The 15,557-nt window shown below is 71.9% G+C and carries 19 protein-coding genes; 1 reads left to right on the forward strand and 18 read right to left on the reverse strand.

Annotation, left to right across the window (positions count from 1 at the left end; translation table 11 throughout):
- Positions 1–168 precede the first annotated feature (168 nt).
- A complete protein-coding gene (locus tag LCE31_RS10555) occupies positions 169–342 on the reverse strand; it encodes an Rmf/CrpP fold protein (protein ID WP_225013911.1) in 174 nt (57 codons plus the stop codon).
- A gap of 8 nt (positions 343–350) precedes the next feature.
- Positions 351–2,585, reverse strand: a complete 2,235-nt coding sequence (locus tag LCE31_RS10560) for a phage minor capsid protein (protein WP_308042239.1) — start codon at positions 2,583–2,585, stop codon at positions 351–353.
- Between the two features lie 77 nt (positions 2,586–2,662).
- Here LCE31_RS10560 and LCE31_RS10565 point away from each other — a divergent pair, with 77 nt between their 5' ends.
- The gene (locus LCE31_RS10565; protein ID WP_225013912.1) at positions 2,663–2,839 is read left to right on the forward strand and encodes a hypothetical protein; all 177 of its coding nucleotides are present in this window, start codon (positions 2,663–2,665) and stop codon (positions 2,837–2,839) included.
- Between the two features lies 1 nt (position 2,840).
- Here LCE31_RS10565 and LCE31_RS10570 read toward each other — a convergent pair whose 3' ends face one another.
- The 16 genes from LCE31_RS10570 to LCE31_RS10645 form a co-directional block, all read right to left on the reverse strand.
- Positions 2,841–4,319 carry a phage portal protein gene (locus LCE31_RS10570; protein ID WP_225013913.1) on the reverse strand — a complete coding sequence of 493 codons (1,479 nt, stop codon included), beginning with the start codon at positions 4,317–4,319 and terminating at the stop codon, positions 2,841–2,843.
- A gap of 33 nt (positions 4,320–4,352) precedes the next feature.
- Positions 4,353–5,585, reverse strand: coding sequence for a PBSX family phage terminase large subunit (locus LCE31_RS10575; RefSeq protein WP_225013914.1), 1,233 nt, complete (start codon positions 5,583–5,585; stop codon positions 4,353–4,355).
- Positions 5,575–6,102: a helix-turn-helix domain-containing protein gene (locus tag LCE31_RS10580; protein WP_225013915.1), complete on the reverse strand. Its 528-nt coding sequence runs from the start codon at positions 6,100–6,102 to the stop codon at positions 5,575–5,577. Before LCE31_RS10580 ends, LCE31_RS10575 begins: the two co-directional genes overlap by 11 nt.
- Before the next feature lie 65 nt (positions 6,103–6,167).
- Positions 6,168–6,560, reverse strand: a complete 393-nt coding sequence (locus LCE31_RS10585; RefSeq protein WP_225013916.1) for a hypothetical protein — start codon at positions 6,558–6,560, stop codon at positions 6,168–6,170.
- Between the two features lie 312 nt (positions 6,561–6,872).
- Positions 6,873–7,277, reverse strand: coding sequence for a hypothetical protein (locus tag LCE31_RS10590; RefSeq protein ID WP_225013917.1), 405 nt, complete (start codon positions 7,275–7,277; stop codon positions 6,873–6,875).
- 81 nt (positions 7,278–7,358) lie between these two features.
- Positions 7,359–8,045 (reverse strand): hypothetical protein, encoded by a 687-nt coding sequence (locus LCE31_RS10595; protein ID WP_225013918.1) that lies wholly within the window; start codon positions 8,043–8,045, stop codon positions 7,359–7,361.
- A gap of 61 nt (positions 8,046–8,106) precedes the next feature.
- Entirely contained in the window at positions 8,107–9,801 is a 1,695-nt protein-coding gene (locus tag LCE31_RS10600; RefSeq protein WP_225013919.1) for a hypothetical protein, read from the reverse strand.
- Positions 9,798–10,796 (reverse strand): hypothetical protein, encoded by a 999-nt coding sequence (locus tag LCE31_RS10605; protein WP_225013920.1) that lies wholly within the window; start codon positions 10,794–10,796, stop codon positions 9,798–9,800. Before LCE31_RS10605 ends, LCE31_RS10600 begins: the two co-directional genes overlap by 4 nt.
- Positions 10,793–11,248: a hypothetical protein gene (locus LCE31_RS10610; protein WP_225013921.1), complete on the reverse strand. Its 456-nt coding sequence runs from the start codon at positions 11,246–11,248 to the stop codon at positions 10,793–10,795. Before LCE31_RS10610 ends, LCE31_RS10605 begins: the two co-directional genes overlap by 4 nt.
- On the reverse strand, positions 11,245–11,874 hold the full coding sequence (locus LCE31_RS10615) for a hypothetical protein (protein WP_225013922.1): 630 nt from the start codon (positions 11,872–11,874) through the stop codon (positions 11,245–11,247). Before LCE31_RS10615 ends, LCE31_RS10610 begins: the two co-directional genes overlap by 4 nt.
- A 114-nt stretch (positions 11,875–11,988) precedes the next feature.
- Complete coding sequence (locus LCE31_RS10620; protein ID WP_225013923.1) at positions 11,989–12,477, reverse strand: single-stranded DNA-binding protein; 489 nt, start codon at positions 12,475–12,477, stop codon at positions 11,989–11,991.
- Positions 12,478–12,481: 4 nt separating this feature from the next.
- Positions 12,482–12,982 carry an HNH endonuclease signature motif containing protein gene (locus LCE31_RS10625; RefSeq protein WP_225013924.1) on the reverse strand — a complete coding sequence of 167 codons (501 nt, stop codon included), beginning with the start codon at positions 12,980–12,982 and terminating at the stop codon, positions 12,482–12,484.
- A 130-nt stretch (positions 12,983–13,112) separates the two neighbouring features.
- Entirely contained in the window at positions 13,113–13,283 is a 171-nt protein-coding gene (locus tag LCE31_RS10630; protein WP_225013925.1) for a hypothetical protein, read from the reverse strand.
- On the reverse strand, positions 13,280–13,753 hold the full coding sequence (locus tag LCE31_RS10635) for a hypothetical protein (protein WP_225013926.1): 474 nt from the start codon (positions 13,751–13,753) through the stop codon (positions 13,280–13,282). The genes LCE31_RS10630 and LCE31_RS10635 overlap by 4 nt, the downstream gene beginning before the upstream one ends.
- Positions 13,750–14,457 carry a zinc finger domain-containing protein gene (locus LCE31_RS10640; RefSeq protein WP_225013927.1) on the reverse strand — a complete coding sequence of 236 codons (708 nt, stop codon included), beginning with the start codon at positions 14,455–14,457 and terminating at the stop codon, positions 13,750–13,752. The genes LCE31_RS10635 and LCE31_RS10640 overlap by 4 nt, the downstream gene beginning before the upstream one ends.
- Positions 14,454–15,416 carry a mucin-2 gene (locus LCE31_RS10645; RefSeq protein WP_225013928.1) on the reverse strand — a complete coding sequence of 321 codons (963 nt, stop codon included), beginning with the start codon at positions 15,414–15,416 and terminating at the stop codon, positions 14,454–14,456. Before LCE31_RS10645 ends, LCE31_RS10640 begins: the two co-directional genes overlap by 4 nt.
- Positions 15,417–15,557: the final 141 nt, after the last annotated feature.

A 15,557-nucleotide genomic window follows, 5' to 3' on the forward strand; every position in this document is an offset into this window, starting at 1 on the left:
GGGCGGCGGGGTCCGTCGCGGCCGGCGTGACCGGGGCCGCCGGCTGTCCGCTCGGGCCGGTGCTGGGCGCGGCGGCCGGGGCTGGGGTCGTCATCGTGTGTCCCTCCTGCGGGCATGCAAAAAGGGCCCGCACGATGCGGGCCCTTCGGGGTTGGAGTTGCTGAGCGGCTACTCGGTGCCGGCGGTGGTGTCGGCGACCGGACGGGCGCGTGCGTATCCGCGAATCCACGCACGGCGCAGCAGCAAGTCACGCGGGTACGGGCAGGTGGTCGGCTCGTCGCCGTTCTGCGCAGCCTGGGCGCCGGCGAGCAGGGCCTCGGTGATGTCTTGGCGTGTCCCCACGTCTCCCCCTACCGCTTGGCCTGGTGGTCGGCCTCATTCTTGCGTGCCCGGTCCGCTGCTGCGGACCGTACGCCTGTGACCTTCTCGATGAACTCGGCCTGCGTCACGCGGCCATGCTCGCCCCACCACGCGCGCAGCTCGTCGGACGCGCGCGCGTGCGCGATCCTTGCGGGCCCAGAGAACAGCGACATCGGGTGGACGCCGGCGAGGTCGGCGGCCTTGGTCAGCAGTACGCCCCGTAGGTCGTCCTCGGCCTTCAAGTATTGGGCGTACACGTACTCGTCGTACAGGGCGCGCGCCTCGCGGCGCGTGATGCGCGGCTGCTCGTCGGGGATGTCCTCGGCGACCTCGGCCGCGGCGGGGGCGACGTCCTCGGCGGTGTCGCTACCCTCGCCCCACACGTCGTCGTCGGCATGCGCGCCCCATCCGTCCGGCGAGGGCGCGGGGTCGAGGGCGGCGTCGAGCGCGGCACGGTCGGCGAGCAGGTCGTCGACAGGGTCGCCCGTGGCGGCGGGCGGCGGGAGCGGCGGGGGTTTCTCGCGCCGGTCCATCTCGGCGGCGATGCGCGGTAGCTCGTCGCGGCCGGCGTACTGCATGACCCATGCGAGGGCGTCGTCGCCGACGTCGGACAGGTCGCCGAGCAGCTGCCCGCCGGGGAAGTACCGGGCGAGCATGTCGCGTCGATTCGCCTCGGCGGCGAGCTCGGCGAGCGTGCCCGGGTCGGCGCCGCGGGCGCGGGCCGCGAGGGTGTCGTCGGAGAGGCCGACAAGATCCGGGTTGACGCCGGGCAGGCGGCCGGCGGTGTCGCGCCGGTCCATCTCCGCCATGACGCGCAGTGAGTCGGCGTCGTCGAGGTGCGGGAAGGCGCGGGCGAGCTCGGTGTCGGAGAACTGTGTCAGGTCGCCGGCGAGGGTTCCGCCGGGCTGCACGCGGTCGAGCAGGTCGCGGGTGTCGCGTCGGTCGGCCTCGGCCTGGACGCGCGCCCGGTCGCGGTCGTTGAGTTGCCCGGAACGCTCGGCCGCGGCGAGCTGGTCGTCGCTCATCTCCTGCGGAGTGCGCGAGTCGCCTGATCGGATGCGGGCGGCCTGCTCGAACTCGTCCGCCGGCGTCGCCGTGGCCTTGGGCAGGTTCGACGCCCCCGGTTGCTCGCGGGCCCGTAGGCGGCGTAGGTCGGGGTGTGCGGCGAGGTGGTCGCGCATGGCGCCTTGCCACTGTCGGACCTTCGCGTTCGCGGCGCGCTTGGCCTCTGGGGTCACCGCCGCGGCAACGCGCGTCTTGTACTTGCGTATGTTCCGCTCGATCGCGCGCTGCCGCTGCCCTGCCTCGTAGCCGGCCGCGTCACTCGTGGCGTGCTCGGTGCGCGTGATACCGGGCGTGTACGACGACACGGAGTGGCGGCAGTTGGGGTGTTGCAGTCCTGAGCGGCGCGCCTGGTCGAGCGATCCGGCGACCCGTACGGGCACGGTGCGCCCGTCGTCGGTGGCGTGCTCGACGTCGACCGTACGCGCCCCGTCGGGGCCGCTGATGGTCAGTACGCGGCCTTCCCACGGTCGGCAGAGCGGGCATTCGCGCGGCGCGTCGGACACGATGACCAGCTCGACGCCGGCCTCGGCGAGGGTGCGCGCGTGCGCGTCGGTCGCGGCGCGTGCGACGGACGTCCGTACGGCCATCTCCGCATAGCTGGTGAGTTTCCAGCGGCGCCCGGACCGGTCGGTGAAGCTGGTGATGCCCTTGTCGGCGAACCGGCGCATGGCGTCCTGTGTGGCCTGTCGGCGGGTGCCGGTGCCCAGTAGCGGCGTGGCGGTCACCTCGGCCACTACGCCGCGGTACCCGTCCTCGACGGCCCGCAGGATGCTGCGATGGGTGTCGGTGACCTTGTCGACGGTCTCTTGTGCGAGGCGGTCGACGGCCTGCGCGTTCGGCGTGACGTCGTCGACGGTCCGACGGTCGGCGTCGGACAGAGCGCCGAGCTCGGCGACCGCTGCCCGGTGCCCGGTGTTGTACGCGTCGGCGACGGCGTCGAACACGTCGAGCGTCACGGCCTTGCCGAGCTCGTCGACGACGGCCTGTGAGGCACGGCGAAGCGACTGCACGGCGGCGAGCTTGCGCTCGGCCCAGCTCGGCGCGTCGAGGTCGGCGGCAAGCTGCCGGGCGATGATCCCGAACAGCCGGTCCTCGGCGTCCGCGTAGAGATCGCGTGTACTGGCCGCGAGGTCTTCGACCATGCCCGGATGAATCGGCACTCTGCCCCCCCTTCCGCCCCGGTCGTGATGAACTTGCGGGCATGGAGAAACGGCGGGGTGAAGAGTGGCGGCCCAGAATGAGGGTCAGGGTCTGGAACCGGTACGAGGAGCGACCGCAGATACGCGAGGGCACTATCAGGGAACGGTCCTGGGGCCGCGACCGTGGCAAGCCGATCTATTGGTTCTCCGTCAAGCTCGACGGAATCGAGGGCACATGGGTGTTCGGCCCTGGTGAACTCGCCAAACCCGAGTAGGTCACATCGGGAACGATGCGACAGGGTCGGGTGCCGCGGCGCCGGTCTCCGCAAGGATCGCCGCGGCCTCAGCCTGAACCGCAGTGTCGTCCCACTCAGGATGCAGGATCTTGACCTTGGTCGCGGTACTCACGGCAGCGGCCCGGTTGAGCAGGTCGAGGGTGGTCGCGGTCTGCTCGGTGGACTCCGCGACTCCGTCGCCGAATTCGACGCGGGGCCGCTCGGGTGCGATGCGCTGTGCGAAGACGGTTGCGTCGACCTGGAGTATCACGCCGAGCATGTCCGACAGGGGGTACTTCCAGTAGCCGGCCTTTTTCCGACGAGTGACCATGCTCTTTTGGTCGCGGCTATCGACCTCGGTCGCGGTGATCGGCTCGCCCTCGCCCGTCAGTCCGAAGCTCTGCGCGGTGTAGCCGGCGGACTGCACGGCTTGCCGCATGAGCGCTTCGGCGGTCTGCTGGTGCTCGGTGACCCGTATCGCGAACTGCGCCAGGGTGATCCCTGCGCCTTCGGTCGGCGGAATCTTCAACGCCGACCAGACCTCGCGGTCGTCGTCGAATGACGCACCGTGGCCGGTGCCCTCGCTGCGGAGGTAGGCGTCCGGCACGATCAGCCGGCCGCGGGCGAGGCGGACGTCGCGCATCCATGACGTCCATGTCTCGTCGAGCGCGTCGAACTGGTCGTGAATCGGCGCGGCGTAGTCGGAGCGTCCGAACGGCGAGCCACGGCGCAGCCGGTTGGGGAGCATGTTCGGAACGTAGGCCGCGGTCAAGGCGGTGAGCCCGGTCTCGATGCTGAGGCCGTCGGAGCCGAGCAGGTCGACGAACCCGGCGGTCTCGGGGTGCTCGGTGAGCGGGACTGCTCGGCCGATGTTGTCGCCGGTCCCCTCGTAGAGCACGTGCATGATGCGGCCGGGTTCGTGCCGTTCGACGTGGCGCCACACGGTGGCCGTGGTGGAGCCGGACAGCTCGCGCCACAGGTTCACGGCGCGCAGCATGCCCCATCGGAATTCGGGAACGGCCCCGTCGGGCTGGGCCACGGTCAACAGGGGACGCTCGGCAATCTCGCGGTCCCAGGTCACGCGCAGGAACACGCCCGACAGGGCGGCGGACTGCTCGGCGGCCGAGAGCAGCGTTTGATGAATGCGGCCCTCGTCGAGCAGCTGGTCGAGGCGGTCCTGTGTGGCCCGGTCCGTGACGGTGATGGTCGGCATGTCCGCGAACAGCAGGTCGGCGCTGGTTGTGGCTATGTCGCCCGGGAGGGGGACGTGTAGGCGGGGTTCCCGGGCGCGCGGGTGGTGCTCGATGCCGCGGTTGCGGCCCCAGAGGCGCCGGCGCTCCCGGCGGTGCGGTGCGTTGGTGTGGTACGCCGTGAGGCGGTGCCGGTCGCCGGCGTACCAGGCGTCATCTCGGCGGATCTCTTCGTAGTACCCGCGCAGGTGCGGCGGGGGCCACGGTGTGCCGTTCTCGGGAAGCGGCATGGGTCGCCCCCTTCCTGGAATGAGGGCCGCGCATCATGCGGCCAGAGTGAGGAGGTGCCGCCATTCGTGGGCGGTCGAGTGGACGACGTAGCGCAGGGCGTCGCAGCTGTGGTCAGCCTGTTTGACGGGCTTGTCCTGGCCGGCCGCGGCGGCTTTCTCGTCCCAGACGTAGCCGGGCAGCTCGTCGAGCAGCCCCTCGCACGACCGATGCACGCGCAGGAGTCCGGCGCCGAGCAGGTTCGCTACCGACCGGATGCCGTCGACGACGTCGTTCACCGCTCGGGCCACGCCTTCGTACTCGTCGGCCCATAGCTGCGTGATGAAGCTGGCGGCGGACGGGTCGACGAACGTCCACTCGGGCCCGACGCCCTGCTCGCCGATCCACTTGCGCAGTGCGGCGGAGTACTGGGCGTCGGTCATCTGGCGCTGAGCCGTGCGCGAGTCGTGACGCCACTCGGCGCAGACGTACAGCCGGCCGTCGACGCCCAACCCGAGCAGGATCGCCGAGAACGCGTTCGTCGTGCCGTAGTCCACGCCGATCCAGTGCCGGCGCATCTCCGGAAGCTCGTCGACGACGTGCGCAGTCTCGTCCCACATGTCGTAGATGGCGCCCTCGGCCATGACCCACAGACCCAGCACGTTGCGCTTGTAGAACAGCCCTTGATGGGTCGCCTTCGCGCGCGCCTTGTACTCGTCGGACAGGCCCGGGTTGTCGTCCATCACGAAATGCCATGACCTGAGTCGGGTCTCGCGCGGGCGCAGAAGGTACTTCTTGCGTAGCCAGTGCTGTGGGTTGTCGGGGTTCGTCGTTCCGAAGATTGCCGACCCTTCGACGCTGCATCGCTGGGTGAGCTGGTCGAAGAACGACGCGGGGAGCGTCGTTGCTTCGTCAACGTACGCGCCGGCGCATGTCAGTCCGCGTACCTTCGGCTCGGCCTGGGCGTCGTTGGCGCCGAGGGCGTGCACGGTGCGGCCGAGCACGGTCGCAGTCGGGGCGCCGGCGGTGTAGTGGATGTCTTGGGCGAGCTCGCCGAACACGCTGGGGTTGGTGAGCGGTCCGAACACGTTGCGGGCGAGGCTGTCGCGGGTGCGACCGACCATGACCAGTTCCCCGCCTTCGGGCGGTTCGGCGACGTAGTCGAGCCATCGCAGCAACGACGCGATGGTCTTGCCGGACCGCACGGACCCTTCCCACAGGTTCAGGAAGGCGTCGGCCTCGACGATGCTATCGATCTGCTTGGCCGACAGGGCGACGTCAGTCGGCATCGTCGGCGGCCTCGCTGTTCTGGTGGCGCTCGGCGTAGTCGCGGCGTAGCCCTGCCATGAGTTGCCCGATCACGGAACGAGACTGCTCGCCGGCCTGCTCGCGCGGGGGCGCGAGTTTCAGCGACCGGTCGAGGGCGGCCCCGGCGGTCGCCATCATGGTGCGCCGGTCGGCCGGCGTCGGCTCGTCCTGCCACCGCTCGTCGTAGGTGTGCTCCTTGCCGCCCCACTCCCAATACAGCTGCGGGCGCGTCATCTTGGCGAGCTCGCGCTCTGCCGCGTCTTGCAGCACGATCGCGGTCTCGGCCCGGCGCTTCGCGAGGTCGGCACGGCGTACCTCGGTGGCGACGGCGACCTCGGCGGCCCGGTCGAACGTCAGCGGGGGGTCGAACGCGGCGGCGATCTTCGACACCGTCGAGGGCGACCGCTTGATCGCTCTCGCGATGTCGTTGCGGCTCTTGCCCTTGGCGTGCAGCTCGCGCACGCGCCGGCGGTCTCGCTCGTCGATGGGGCGGCCCACGGCTCACCCCCTCGCATGGCAACGCCCCACCGTGCGCGGCGCGGTGGGGCGTGGAGGGCCGGGCGCTATGCGGGGCAGGAGCGGCCGGCGTTGGCCTCGTATTCGGTCTTCCCGTCGTCAAGGCCCGTCGTGGCGACCCCGGTGTTCCCAACGGCTTTCTTGCCGTTGGCGAGCCGGTTGTCGGCCCCCTTGGTGGCGCCGGTCGTGCAGTTGATCTCTACGAAGTACCCGGCGTCGTCGGTGAGTTTGCCCGCGACGTCGTCGAACACGGCGCGCAGTCCCTTGGTGGACGTGACCGTGACGGTGACCGTTCGCTGATTCCCGCTGGTGTCCTGGTGCGTGATCTTGTACGCGGGAACGTCGGCGGCCTTGCTGCTGTCATCGCTTCCGCTGCTGCACGCGGTGAGCGACGCGAGGGCGGTAAGCAGGACGGCGGCGGCGGTGGTGCGGTGCTTCACGGGTGGTCCCCCCACAGTTGCGAGCGTTACACGATGTGTGACACGTGGCAGGCGGGAAGGTTGCGCAGGAACGCGAAACGCCTCGCAGGGAGGGGGCCGGCGAGGCGTTCGGTCCGCGCGCGGTGTGTGTCGCCCGTTTCTGGGCACGCCGGAGACGCCTCGAACTTTAGGTCACGGATTGATAACGGCGCAAGTGGCATCGCCTCGCCTGCGCGTGTGCGATGGCGCGACCGGTCGGCACGGCTGCTGACGCTGCGCCCCGCCTGCCGACGAACGGGCGGGCGGGGCGCGGTGATGCTGCTCGCGCGTCGGCTACTGGCGGGCAGGCTGTCGGCTGTGCTGCTGACGCTGCGGCGGCCGGGGCGGCTGCATCTGCCGACGGGCGTCATCAGGGCTGGTCTGCCTGCTGCTGGGCGCCGACGTAGGGCCGTTGTGGTCGACCGTGGGGAGTGTCGACGGGCCGACGAACGGCGGCTTCTGCACGAACTTGTACTTCGACAGTGTCGGCGCGGTGCCGACGGGCGTCACCTGGTGGTACCAGGCCGTTCGGTACATGTCGGCCACGATGCCGACGGCCGTCCGCATGGCGGTCGTCAGGTCGTCCCCCGTCTGCATGAGGATGGCGAGGTCTCGGGCGAACTGCTCGTCGAGGCGGACGGACGGCCGGGTGCCCGCGACGGGCTGGGCGCGGCGCTGGGTAGGGTTGCTGGTAGGCATGGTGGGGGTTGCTCCCATCGTGTCGAGTCGGCCCGCCCGGTGGTGACGTCATCGGTAGCGGGCCGCACCTATGTGCGGGGTCTACTGGTCGGTGCCGGCGGTCCGGCCGCGCTCGCGGTCCTCGGCTGTGCGCCGGGTACGGCCCAGGGAGTCGGACACGTCTTTCAGCTTGTCGGCCACTTCGCCGACCAGGTCGGCCCGCTGGCGAAGCAGGCGATAGACGAAAGACTCGGACACGCCGAGATCGGCGGCGGTGTCCTTGGCTGATACGCCGTGGTCGGCGTCGTCGTAGACGAGTCGCGGTGTCACCGCGGCGGCGGCCTCGGCGGCGAGGCGCAGTGCGCGTACTTCGGTGGTGTCGAGGCGGTCGGCGAGGTCGTCGAGGAACGCCTCGCGTGCCTGGGGGTCCTCGGCGGTCGCGGCCCACTGGTCCGCGATTTCGCGTACGTCCTCGAACGGGTCGTGGTCCTCGTCGGGGTCGCCCCCTGCTGCGATGATCTCGGCGCGGCGCTCGCGCTCGAACTGGGCGAACAGCTCGAACACCTTCCCTGCGAACCTGCGCGAGGGGCCGTTCGTGGGCACGCCCTGCCGGTTCAGCTCGTCGGCGACCCTCTGATAAGTGCTGCTGCTCGTGTGGAGGCCGAGCGCGGCGGCCGTCCCCTCGACGGCGGCCTGTTGGCCGGCCGGGTTGGTCGGGAACTTCGTCTGGTCGGCTCGCTGGTAGACGGCGGTGGTCTGCTCGTCGTCCGGGTGCTGGTCGTTGGTCATCTCTGCTGCTCCTGTGGGAGAGGGGCCCGCCCCTGGTCGGGGCGGGCCGGTGAGTGGTTCGTCAGGTTGTCGTCGGACGGTGGGCGAACACGCACGCAGACGACCTGAGCATCTTCTCGACGGCCCACCCGCGGCGCTTCAAGCGGTCGGCGAGGCAGTCAAGGGCGGGCCCGTGCGGCATCTGGTCGCGGCGAACGGTCCGGCCTCCTTCGAGCCAGTACACAGCCACGCGGCCTTGTGTCCGGGGGTCGATCAGGTACCCGCGCACGTGCTGCTCGTCCTCGGTGGGGTCGGTCACGTCGTGGTGGTCGGTCATGGTGGCGACGGCGAGGCCGTCGAGGGCGGCGCGGGCGGCGAGGACGTCAGGGTGCGAGGCGTTGCTCGGCGTGCTGCCTTCGGCGGTGCCGGTGTGCGTGACGATGACACCCTCGATCACGCGGCGCTCGGGCGCCTGTGAGGCGGTGCGGGCGGCGATCCGGTCGGCGACTCCCTGCGACGGGGCCACGCCGTGGGCGGCGCACTCCGCGGCGATCTTGTCGTCGGTCGCGGCACGGTACGCCTCGCGGTCCGCGGCAGCCTTCTCCCTGAGCTGGGCGAGGTCGTCGGGGCGAAAGCTCGCGCGGGCGACGATCGGCTCGCGGACGGCCGGGGCGAACAGGGCGCCTTGGTCGGCCGGGCGGTCGACAGGGAACAGGGCGTCGTCGGCCTGCTCGCCGATCCACTTGCCCCGCCACGTGCCGCCGTCGGCCTCGGCCTCCGTGACTGCCTGGGCGGCGTACAGGGCTTCGGCTTCCTCGACCGTCTCGACGGCGGCCTCGACCTGCTCGGCGTGCTCGACGGCCTCGACGGCGTACGCGCTGCGCTCGAACCGCTGCTCGGCCTCGGCGGCGGCGTCGACCCCGTACTCGGCGAGGGCGAACCCGTACTCGGTGGCGATGCGCTCGGCGCGAATGGCGCTGTCGGCGAACCGGCCGTCGTCGAGGGTGCGGGGGTCGGCCGTGAGGGTGTGCAGCTCGCCGTGTTCCGCGGTGACAGCGGCCGGCCACGCGCCACGGAGGTACGCGACGACCTTCTCGGACTCGACGACCAGAACGTCGCCGTCGCGCACGTCGTCGCGGCACTGGCTGCCGTTGTACGCGCTGGCGGTGTCGTCGAACCGGTGGACCATGAGGGCCGGGGCGTGCCCGGCGCGCTTGATCCACAGGCGGGCGGCGTCGAGGGTGGCGCGGGTGTAGGCGCCGGGAATGGCGAGGATGTGCTCGGCGTACCGGCTGATCACGTGCAGTACGCGGGTGCTCGCCGGGTTGATGATCAGCGTCCGGCCCCGGCCACGGTGCGCGCCGTCGAGGGCTTCCCAGGTCTCGTCATCGCTGGCGGTCCGCTGGGACAGGTAGTCGGCGAGGGCGCCGGGAATGACGACCTCACCGGAGCGCGGGGCGGCGGCGGGGATCTCCGGGTACGCCTCGGCGAGGGCCTGGTCGAGGGTGAGCCGTCCGGCGTCGGCCGGGCGCACCGTGCCGTACTGCGCGGCCAGGAATCCCCATGCCTTGGAGGTGAGGAAGTACGCGGCGCGGCCGTTCTCGTCGACGCCCAGGGCGACCATGCCGCGGCGGACCATGGCGCCGTGGGTGCCTCCGCCACGGCCGTTGTTTGTGCGGGCGGTGCTGCCCTGGGGGTTCTTGGCCCAGACGTGCAGGGCGTCGAGCATCGGCGAGGACAGATCGTCGGCGAGGCGTAGTGCGGTGTAGACGTTCATGGGGGTTGCTCCCTTGGGTCGGGCCGGGTGACGTCCGGCCGGCGGTGCCCCGTGTGACGTACGGGGCCCTGCAACGCAGACTGTACCGGGTTCTGAACTGAGTTCACAAGAGGGGTGGGGAAAGAAGTCGGGCCCAACTTCCGCGGCGTGCGCGAAGGTTGGGCCCGGTCATGGGTGGGGGTACAGGCGGCCATGGGGCGCCGCGCGTTGATCGCGACCCAGAGGGTGACCAGGTCGGCGCCGCGCCATGTCCGGCGCCCCCGTTCGGTGTCCACTGGTGCCGGGCACGACGGGCCCGTCGAGCAGGTCGCCGCGGCGGCGCGCGGGTCCCCGCCCCCGTTGTGCACCGTGATGCGGCCGGCCCGGCAGAACGGACACGCGTCGTCGAGGGTGATGGTCCGGGCGGCGCGGCCGAGGGCGGCCTCGACTCGGCGGCGCGCGGTGCGGGCAACGTCGGCGATCTGGTCGACCAGGGTCGCCGGGGTGGGGGTAAACAGGGCGCGGTCGGCGGGGTCGTCGTCGAGGGCCCGCCCTTCCAGCCATACAGCGGCCCAGTGCAGGCCGTACGAGCGGGAGCCGGCCGAGGCAACGCTCGCGCGGCCGGCGTCGCGGTGGGTCGGCACGTGCCAGAGTCGCGGGTCGCCGGCGTGGCGGCCGGGGCGCTGCACGTGGTCGGTCACGGCGTCGCACATGTCGAACACCGCCCGCTCGACGTCGAGGGCTGCGTCGAGGGCCCGGAGGTTCGCCGGCGCCGGGTGCTCGCGGATGGTGAGCGGCAGCCGACCGACGGCGGCCTCGTCGGGGGCCTGCTCGTCGTCTCGGTCGTCGGCGGCGAGCTGGTCGAGGAATCCGCGGCGCTCGTACGGCATCCACTCGGCGACGCGCGGCGGCTCGGCGATTGCGGCGAGCAGGTCGCCCCACTGTTCGCGGACGGCGGCGAGGTCGTCCGCGGCGCGGCGGCCGGTCGGTGCGGCGGCGACGGTGGGCGTTGTCATGAGGCGTGCTGCTCCTGCTCGTGAGTGTCGATGGCGCGGCGGACGTCGGCGGCCATGTCGCGCCGGCCGGCCTGGTACAAGGTCTGTTCCACGGAATCGGGGCGCGCTTCGGGCTCCGTCTCCAGCAGGGCGCGCACGGCGTCGAGCCGGTCCTCGGCGTTCGTTGCGCGCTGCTCGGCCTCGCGTATGGCCTGCTCGGCGGCCCCGACGCGCTGTCGGTTTCGCTCCATCGCGCGCTGCTGGCCTCGCTCGCTCGCGCGGCCGGCGTCGTTCTCGGCGATCTCCGCGGTGACGTGGGCCCGCATGAGGCGGCCCTCGTCGCGGCTGAGTACGCCTCGCTCTCCGCGAGACAGCAGCACGATCAGGGCGTAGCGGCGGGCCGTGCGCAAGGCGTCGTTTTCGGCTCTGCGGGTGAGCCGCTTCGATCGGGGGATGCGGCTGGTCGCGCTCACTGCTGCGCCCTCCCGTCGAGGGTGACGGCGTGCTCGTCGAGCAACCTCCGGGTGTGATGCATGCCGGTCAACAGGCCGCGCGTGCCCCGGCTCACGCCGTACTCGTCGCGGTAGTCGTCGGCGTCACGCCGGGCGAGGGAGGACAGTTCGCGGGTGTGGGCAGCGAGCAGGACGTAGGCGGTCGCGAGGGCGGCGGTCGGCGTGTGCTCCTCGCTGGCGAGCAGCAGGTCGCGCAGTGAGGCGAGGGCCGGCGACTGCTGGTCGTCGTTGAACGCGAGGCACTGCCGGGCATCGTCGACGGCGCGCTCGGCGGGGGTGCTCATGTCGGCGAGGGTCGCGGCGGCCTGGTCGGCGTCGTCGGCGGGCAGCTGCTCGGCGACCGCGGCGAGCAGGCTGTCGAGGGGTGTCGGCGCGTCGTGCACGGGGCACGGGCGGCCGGTCGCGCGGGCAGTCGCACAGCGGCCGGCGGGGCTGTCGAGGCCGTCGGCGAGCTGGCGCAGAACGTCGGCGGCGACCGGGCGGGGAAGGTTGCACGCGATGTCGGCCGGCCCCGAGTTCGGGACGGTGACGATCAGCCGGTGAGTGTCGAGCGAGGCGACGGCGACGGCGTCGGGGATGCGGGTCATGGGGCAGTGCTCCTGTCTCGGGGTGAAGCGGACGACGCCGTGTTCACGGTGTGTACGGTGAACACCGCGTCGTCGCGCGCGCGGGTGCGGCCGCGACCGGACGCGGCGCAGTGATCAGAACTGGGGTTCGTCGCTGTATCCGCTGGTCGCCCACGGGTCGCCCTGGGGCTGCTGGGCGTATCCCTGGGGCTTCTGGCCGTAGGGCTGCTGGGCGGGCCTCTGGGCGCCCTGTGCGGCTCCGTTGGCCTTGGTGACGACTGCGGTCGCCTTGAGCAGCGAGGGGGCGACGTCCTCGGCCTGGATTTCGTATGACGAACGCTTCGCGCCTTCGCGGTCCTCGTACTGGCGTTGGGTGAGGTGGCCGACGACGATCACGCGCATGCCGCGCTGGATGGACTCGGCGACGTGCTCGGCCTGCTGGCGCCACACCGCCACGCCGAGGAACAGCGTTTCGCCGTCCTCCCATTCGTTGGTCTGGCGGCTGAACTTCCGCGGGGTGTTGGCCATGCGGAAGTTGCACACGGCGACACCGCTGGGGGTGAATCTCAACTCGGGGTCGGCAACGACGTTGCCGGTCATGGTGATGGTGGTCTCGCCACTCATGGGGTTACGCGGCCCTTTCGAAGGTGCGGGCGGTGGGCATGGGAGTGCGCCGCGCGGCGCGTCGTTCGGCGTAGTGCTTGCGGGCGGAGGTGTTCTTGCACGCGCGGCATTTGCGGGTGCCGTTCTTCGCCCGGATGGTGTTCGCGCGGTCGTAGGCGTGGCCGGCCGGGCAGTGAGTCACGGCGGCGCGGGCGGCGACGTGGTTCGTCGACCTGAGCACGTTCTCGCGGTGCGTGACCGGTTCGAGGTGGTCGCGGTTGACGCATGCGCGGCGGCGGCATCGGTGGTCGATTTCGAGGCCGTCGGGTATGGGGCCGGTGGCCTGCTCGACGGCGTATCGGTGGGCCTTGACGGTGCGGCCGTGTACGTAGAAGGCGCCGTAACCCTTCTCCGTGGTGGCGCCTTCCCACAGGTGGCAGGGGCCGGGGCAGTCCTTGCGGAGCGCCCACGGGCCGCGGGTGTTCACCTTGGCGGCGAATCGGGCGGCGGGGGTGGGCCGGTCCATCGGGGATGTACCTCCTGCGGGGATGTAGGCGCCATGTTCCATCCGTGGTCGGGATGATTCCGTCCACGGATGGAAGATAACTCACGTGATGCACCCTCGCATAGCCGGTTGCCACCCCCCGGCGTGAGGGCTACGTGCCTGCTGGGGCGGGGTTCGTCGCGTCCTCGCGGACGATGGTCCACCCCTGGAACATGAGCTCGTCGGCGACGAGCTCGGCGACGTCCTCGGCGGCCGTGACGCCGTTTCCGCGCGCGACCTCGACGCCGGCGCGCAGCGTGGCGAGGGCGGCGGCCGGTATCAACGCTGTGCCCCGGTGATGTGCCGGGCCTCGCGGCGTCCGCACTGGTCGCGGGCCACGGGCGGGCGCACCATCATGCGGGCAAGGGTGGCGCGGTCGCGCTCGGACTGCTCGGCGGCGGCGACCTGGGCGCGGGCGGCCTCGGCGGAGGCGCGCTGCTGCTCCTCGGCTCCGTGACGGGCCTCGGCGGCGGCCCGGCGGGCCTCGGCGAGCAGGGCGGGCCCGTCGATTTCGTCGAGGGTGCGCCACGTGTCCCACCCGGTGTGTTCCTGGACGATCACGTATGCCCCGTCGTCGGCCCACTGGCGGGCGACGCGCCGGGCCTTCTTCCGGTCCGGGCTCCTGAACACGGCCGGCCTGGACGGGCGGTCATTCCAACTGGCCTCTACCCGGTACGAGTTGACGTTCTTCGTGTGGTCGGCGCTGTTCGCCTTGCGGCGGTGCGTGCGGGCCTGCTTCGGCGTCGGGCTCATGCGGCTGACTCCTTGTTGGCGGCGAAGTGCCGTTCGGTGGCGAGGTCGAGGCGGGAGGGGTGCGGCGCGGCGCGGTCCGTACGCCGCTTCCCGCCCTGCCGGCACGGCTGGGCAGCGCGGGCCCGGCACGGCGGGTACGGGCACGCCACGTCGAGCGGGTCGGGCAGGTTGGCGGCGGCGCGGCGCTCTCGCTCGGTGCGCGTCTTGCGGAACTCGGCGAGGGCGTCGGCCAGGGTGCGCGGCACGTAGTCGCCGAGGACGGCGAGGCGGGCGGCAGCGAATTTGTTCCGCTCGTCGCGGGTACTTCCGCCGGTCAGTTCGCGGTACACGGACGGGAGTGCCTGACCGGTGGCTATGGCGGTCCGGGTGCTGGCGAGGGCGGCGCTGTACGCCCTCTGATCATCCGGGTCCACGGGCGGAACGGGGTCGGTGTGGCGTCGCAGTACGTCGGCCTTGAACGCGTGCCACGGGCGCGACACGTCGCTCGGCTGAATGCGGTACGGGCTGCTCGCGATGTGGTGGCGTACGACGTGGCCGGCGTGCCAATGGCGGTCGTCGGGGTGCGGGGCGGTGGCGGGCACGTCGTTGAGCAGTTCGAACCACTGGTCGAGGCGTTCGTCGGCCTCGGCCTGGTCGGCGGGGGCGAGGCGGGGGTCGAGGCGCACGGCGTAGGCGAGCAGGGCGGCGACTTCCTGTCGGTTCACTGGGCGGACTCCTGGGAGTCGTCGAGGGCGGCGGTACGGAACAGGTCGGCGGCGCGGGCCACGCGGCCGGGACGGGCGGCGTCGAGGGCGATCACGTCGGCGCCGGGCGAGGTCGGGGCGCCATTCGGCACCGGGGGGAGCGCTGTCCACCCGGGCAGGAAGTAGCGAACGGACCGCGGCCGGCTGCGGGCGCGGCGCCACTGCTCGCGGGCATGGTCGACAAGAGCGGGGACCGCGGTGCGGGCAATGATCGCTTCGAGTCGGAACCAGTCGGCTTCGGCGAGGGACCAGTCGACGACGACGCCGGCGGCGGTGAGTGCGTCGCGGAGCGGGACGGCGTTCGGGGGCACGGCAGGGGTCGAGCCGTAGCTAGCTTGCTGTACCTCCGAAGGAGGTACAGCGGGACGGGACGGGTCGGGTCGGGGGGACCGTGACGGGTCCGACGCGTCACGCTGTGACGACCAGTCCTGACCTGCAATGTCGTCGGGAAACTCAATCGGATTCTGAGCGATTTCGTGATTTTCGTCCGCCGGAACGTCGGCGAATCGACCTCGATTCGCGTTCGGTTCGGAGGGATTGTGCTCCTGGTTCCGCTGCTCCGCGGCCTTCTCGCGGGCCCGCTGCTGGCGCTCGGCAGCGGCGGCGCGGTCACTCTCAACGCGCGCTCTGGTCGGGTTGTAGATCAGGAAGTCGTGCATCACGTAATCGCCCGGCGGTGGCTGCTTGCACTTCGCGTGCGGGCACGAGTGGCCGTGCTGGTGCCAGAGTCCAGCGGTAACCAGCTTCCGGGCCTGCGGACCGGTGCCGTACAGCTCGGCGACGATGCCCGGTACAACGCCTTCGGTGAGGTGCTGGGCGGCGTAGGCGCCGGCGCGGACCCACAGGCCCAGCGCGGCGTTTCCGGCCTTGAGCAACTTCGGGTGGGCGTACGCGGTGTCGTCGACTTTGAACCACGTCACGGGGTGGTGCTCCTTCGGTGTGGCGCCGGGGGCGAGGGGGGGGGGCGCGGCGCGCCGGGGCGCCGCGTATCTGCTGCCCCGCGGGGGGGCGGGGGGCGCCCCCCCGCCCCCGCCGCCCGCGCCGCTCGACCTGCGGAGCGT

The sequence above is a fragment of the Streptomyces sp. 8L genome (assembly GCF_020176795.1).
GTDB lineage: Bacteria > Actinomycetota > Actinomycetes > Streptomycetales > Streptomycetaceae > Streptomyces.

What these genes read in the sequence shown, in the direction of transcription:
- LCE31_RS10590 (WP_225013917.1), bottom strand. Translation starts at nt 7,277, where the DNA reads ATGCCTACCAGCAACCCTACCCAGCGCCGCGCCCAGCCCGTCGCGGGC.
- LCE31_RS10635 (WP_225013926.1), bottom strand. Translation starts at nt 13,753, where the DNA reads ATGAGCCCGACGCCGAAGCAGGCCCGCACGCACCGCCGCAAGGCGAAC.
- LCE31_RS10565 (WP_225013912.1), top strand. Translation starts at nt 2,663, where the DNA reads ATGAGGGTCAGGGTCTGGAACCGGTACGAGGAGCGACCGCAGATACGC.
- LCE31_RS10570 (WP_225013913.1), bottom strand. Translation starts at nt 4,319, where the DNA reads ATGCCGCTTCCCGAGAACGGCACACCGTGGCCCCCGCCGCACCTGCGC.
- LCE31_RS10605 (WP_225013920.1), bottom strand. Translation starts at nt 10,796, where the DNA reads ATGACAACGCCCACCGTCGCCGCCGCACCGACCGGCCGCCGCGCCGCG.
- LCE31_RS10625 (WP_225013924.1), bottom strand. Translation starts at nt 12,982, where the DNA reads ATGGACCGGCCCACCCCCGCCGCCCGATTCGCCGCCAAGGTGAACACC.
- LCE31_RS10575 (WP_225013914.1), bottom strand. Translation starts at nt 5,585, where the DNA reads ATGCCGACTGACGTCGCCCTGTCGGCCAAGCAGATCGATAGCATCGTC.
- LCE31_RS10615 (WP_225013922.1), bottom strand. Translation starts at nt 11,874, where the DNA reads ATGACCCGCATCCCCGACGCCGTCGCCGTCGCCTCGCTCGACACTCAC.
- LCE31_RS10620 (WP_225013923.1), bottom strand. Translation starts at nt 12,477, where the DNA reads ATGAGTGGCGAGACCACCATCACCATGACCGGCAACGTCGTTGCCGAC.
- LCE31_RS10600 (WP_225013919.1), bottom strand. Translation starts at nt 9,801, where the DNA reads ATGAACGTCTACACCGCACTACGCCTCGCCGACGATCTGTCCTCGCCG.
- LCE31_RS10595 (WP_225013918.1), bottom strand. Translation starts at nt 8,045, where the DNA reads ATGACCAACGACCAGCACCCGGACGACGAGCAGACCACCGCCGTCTAC.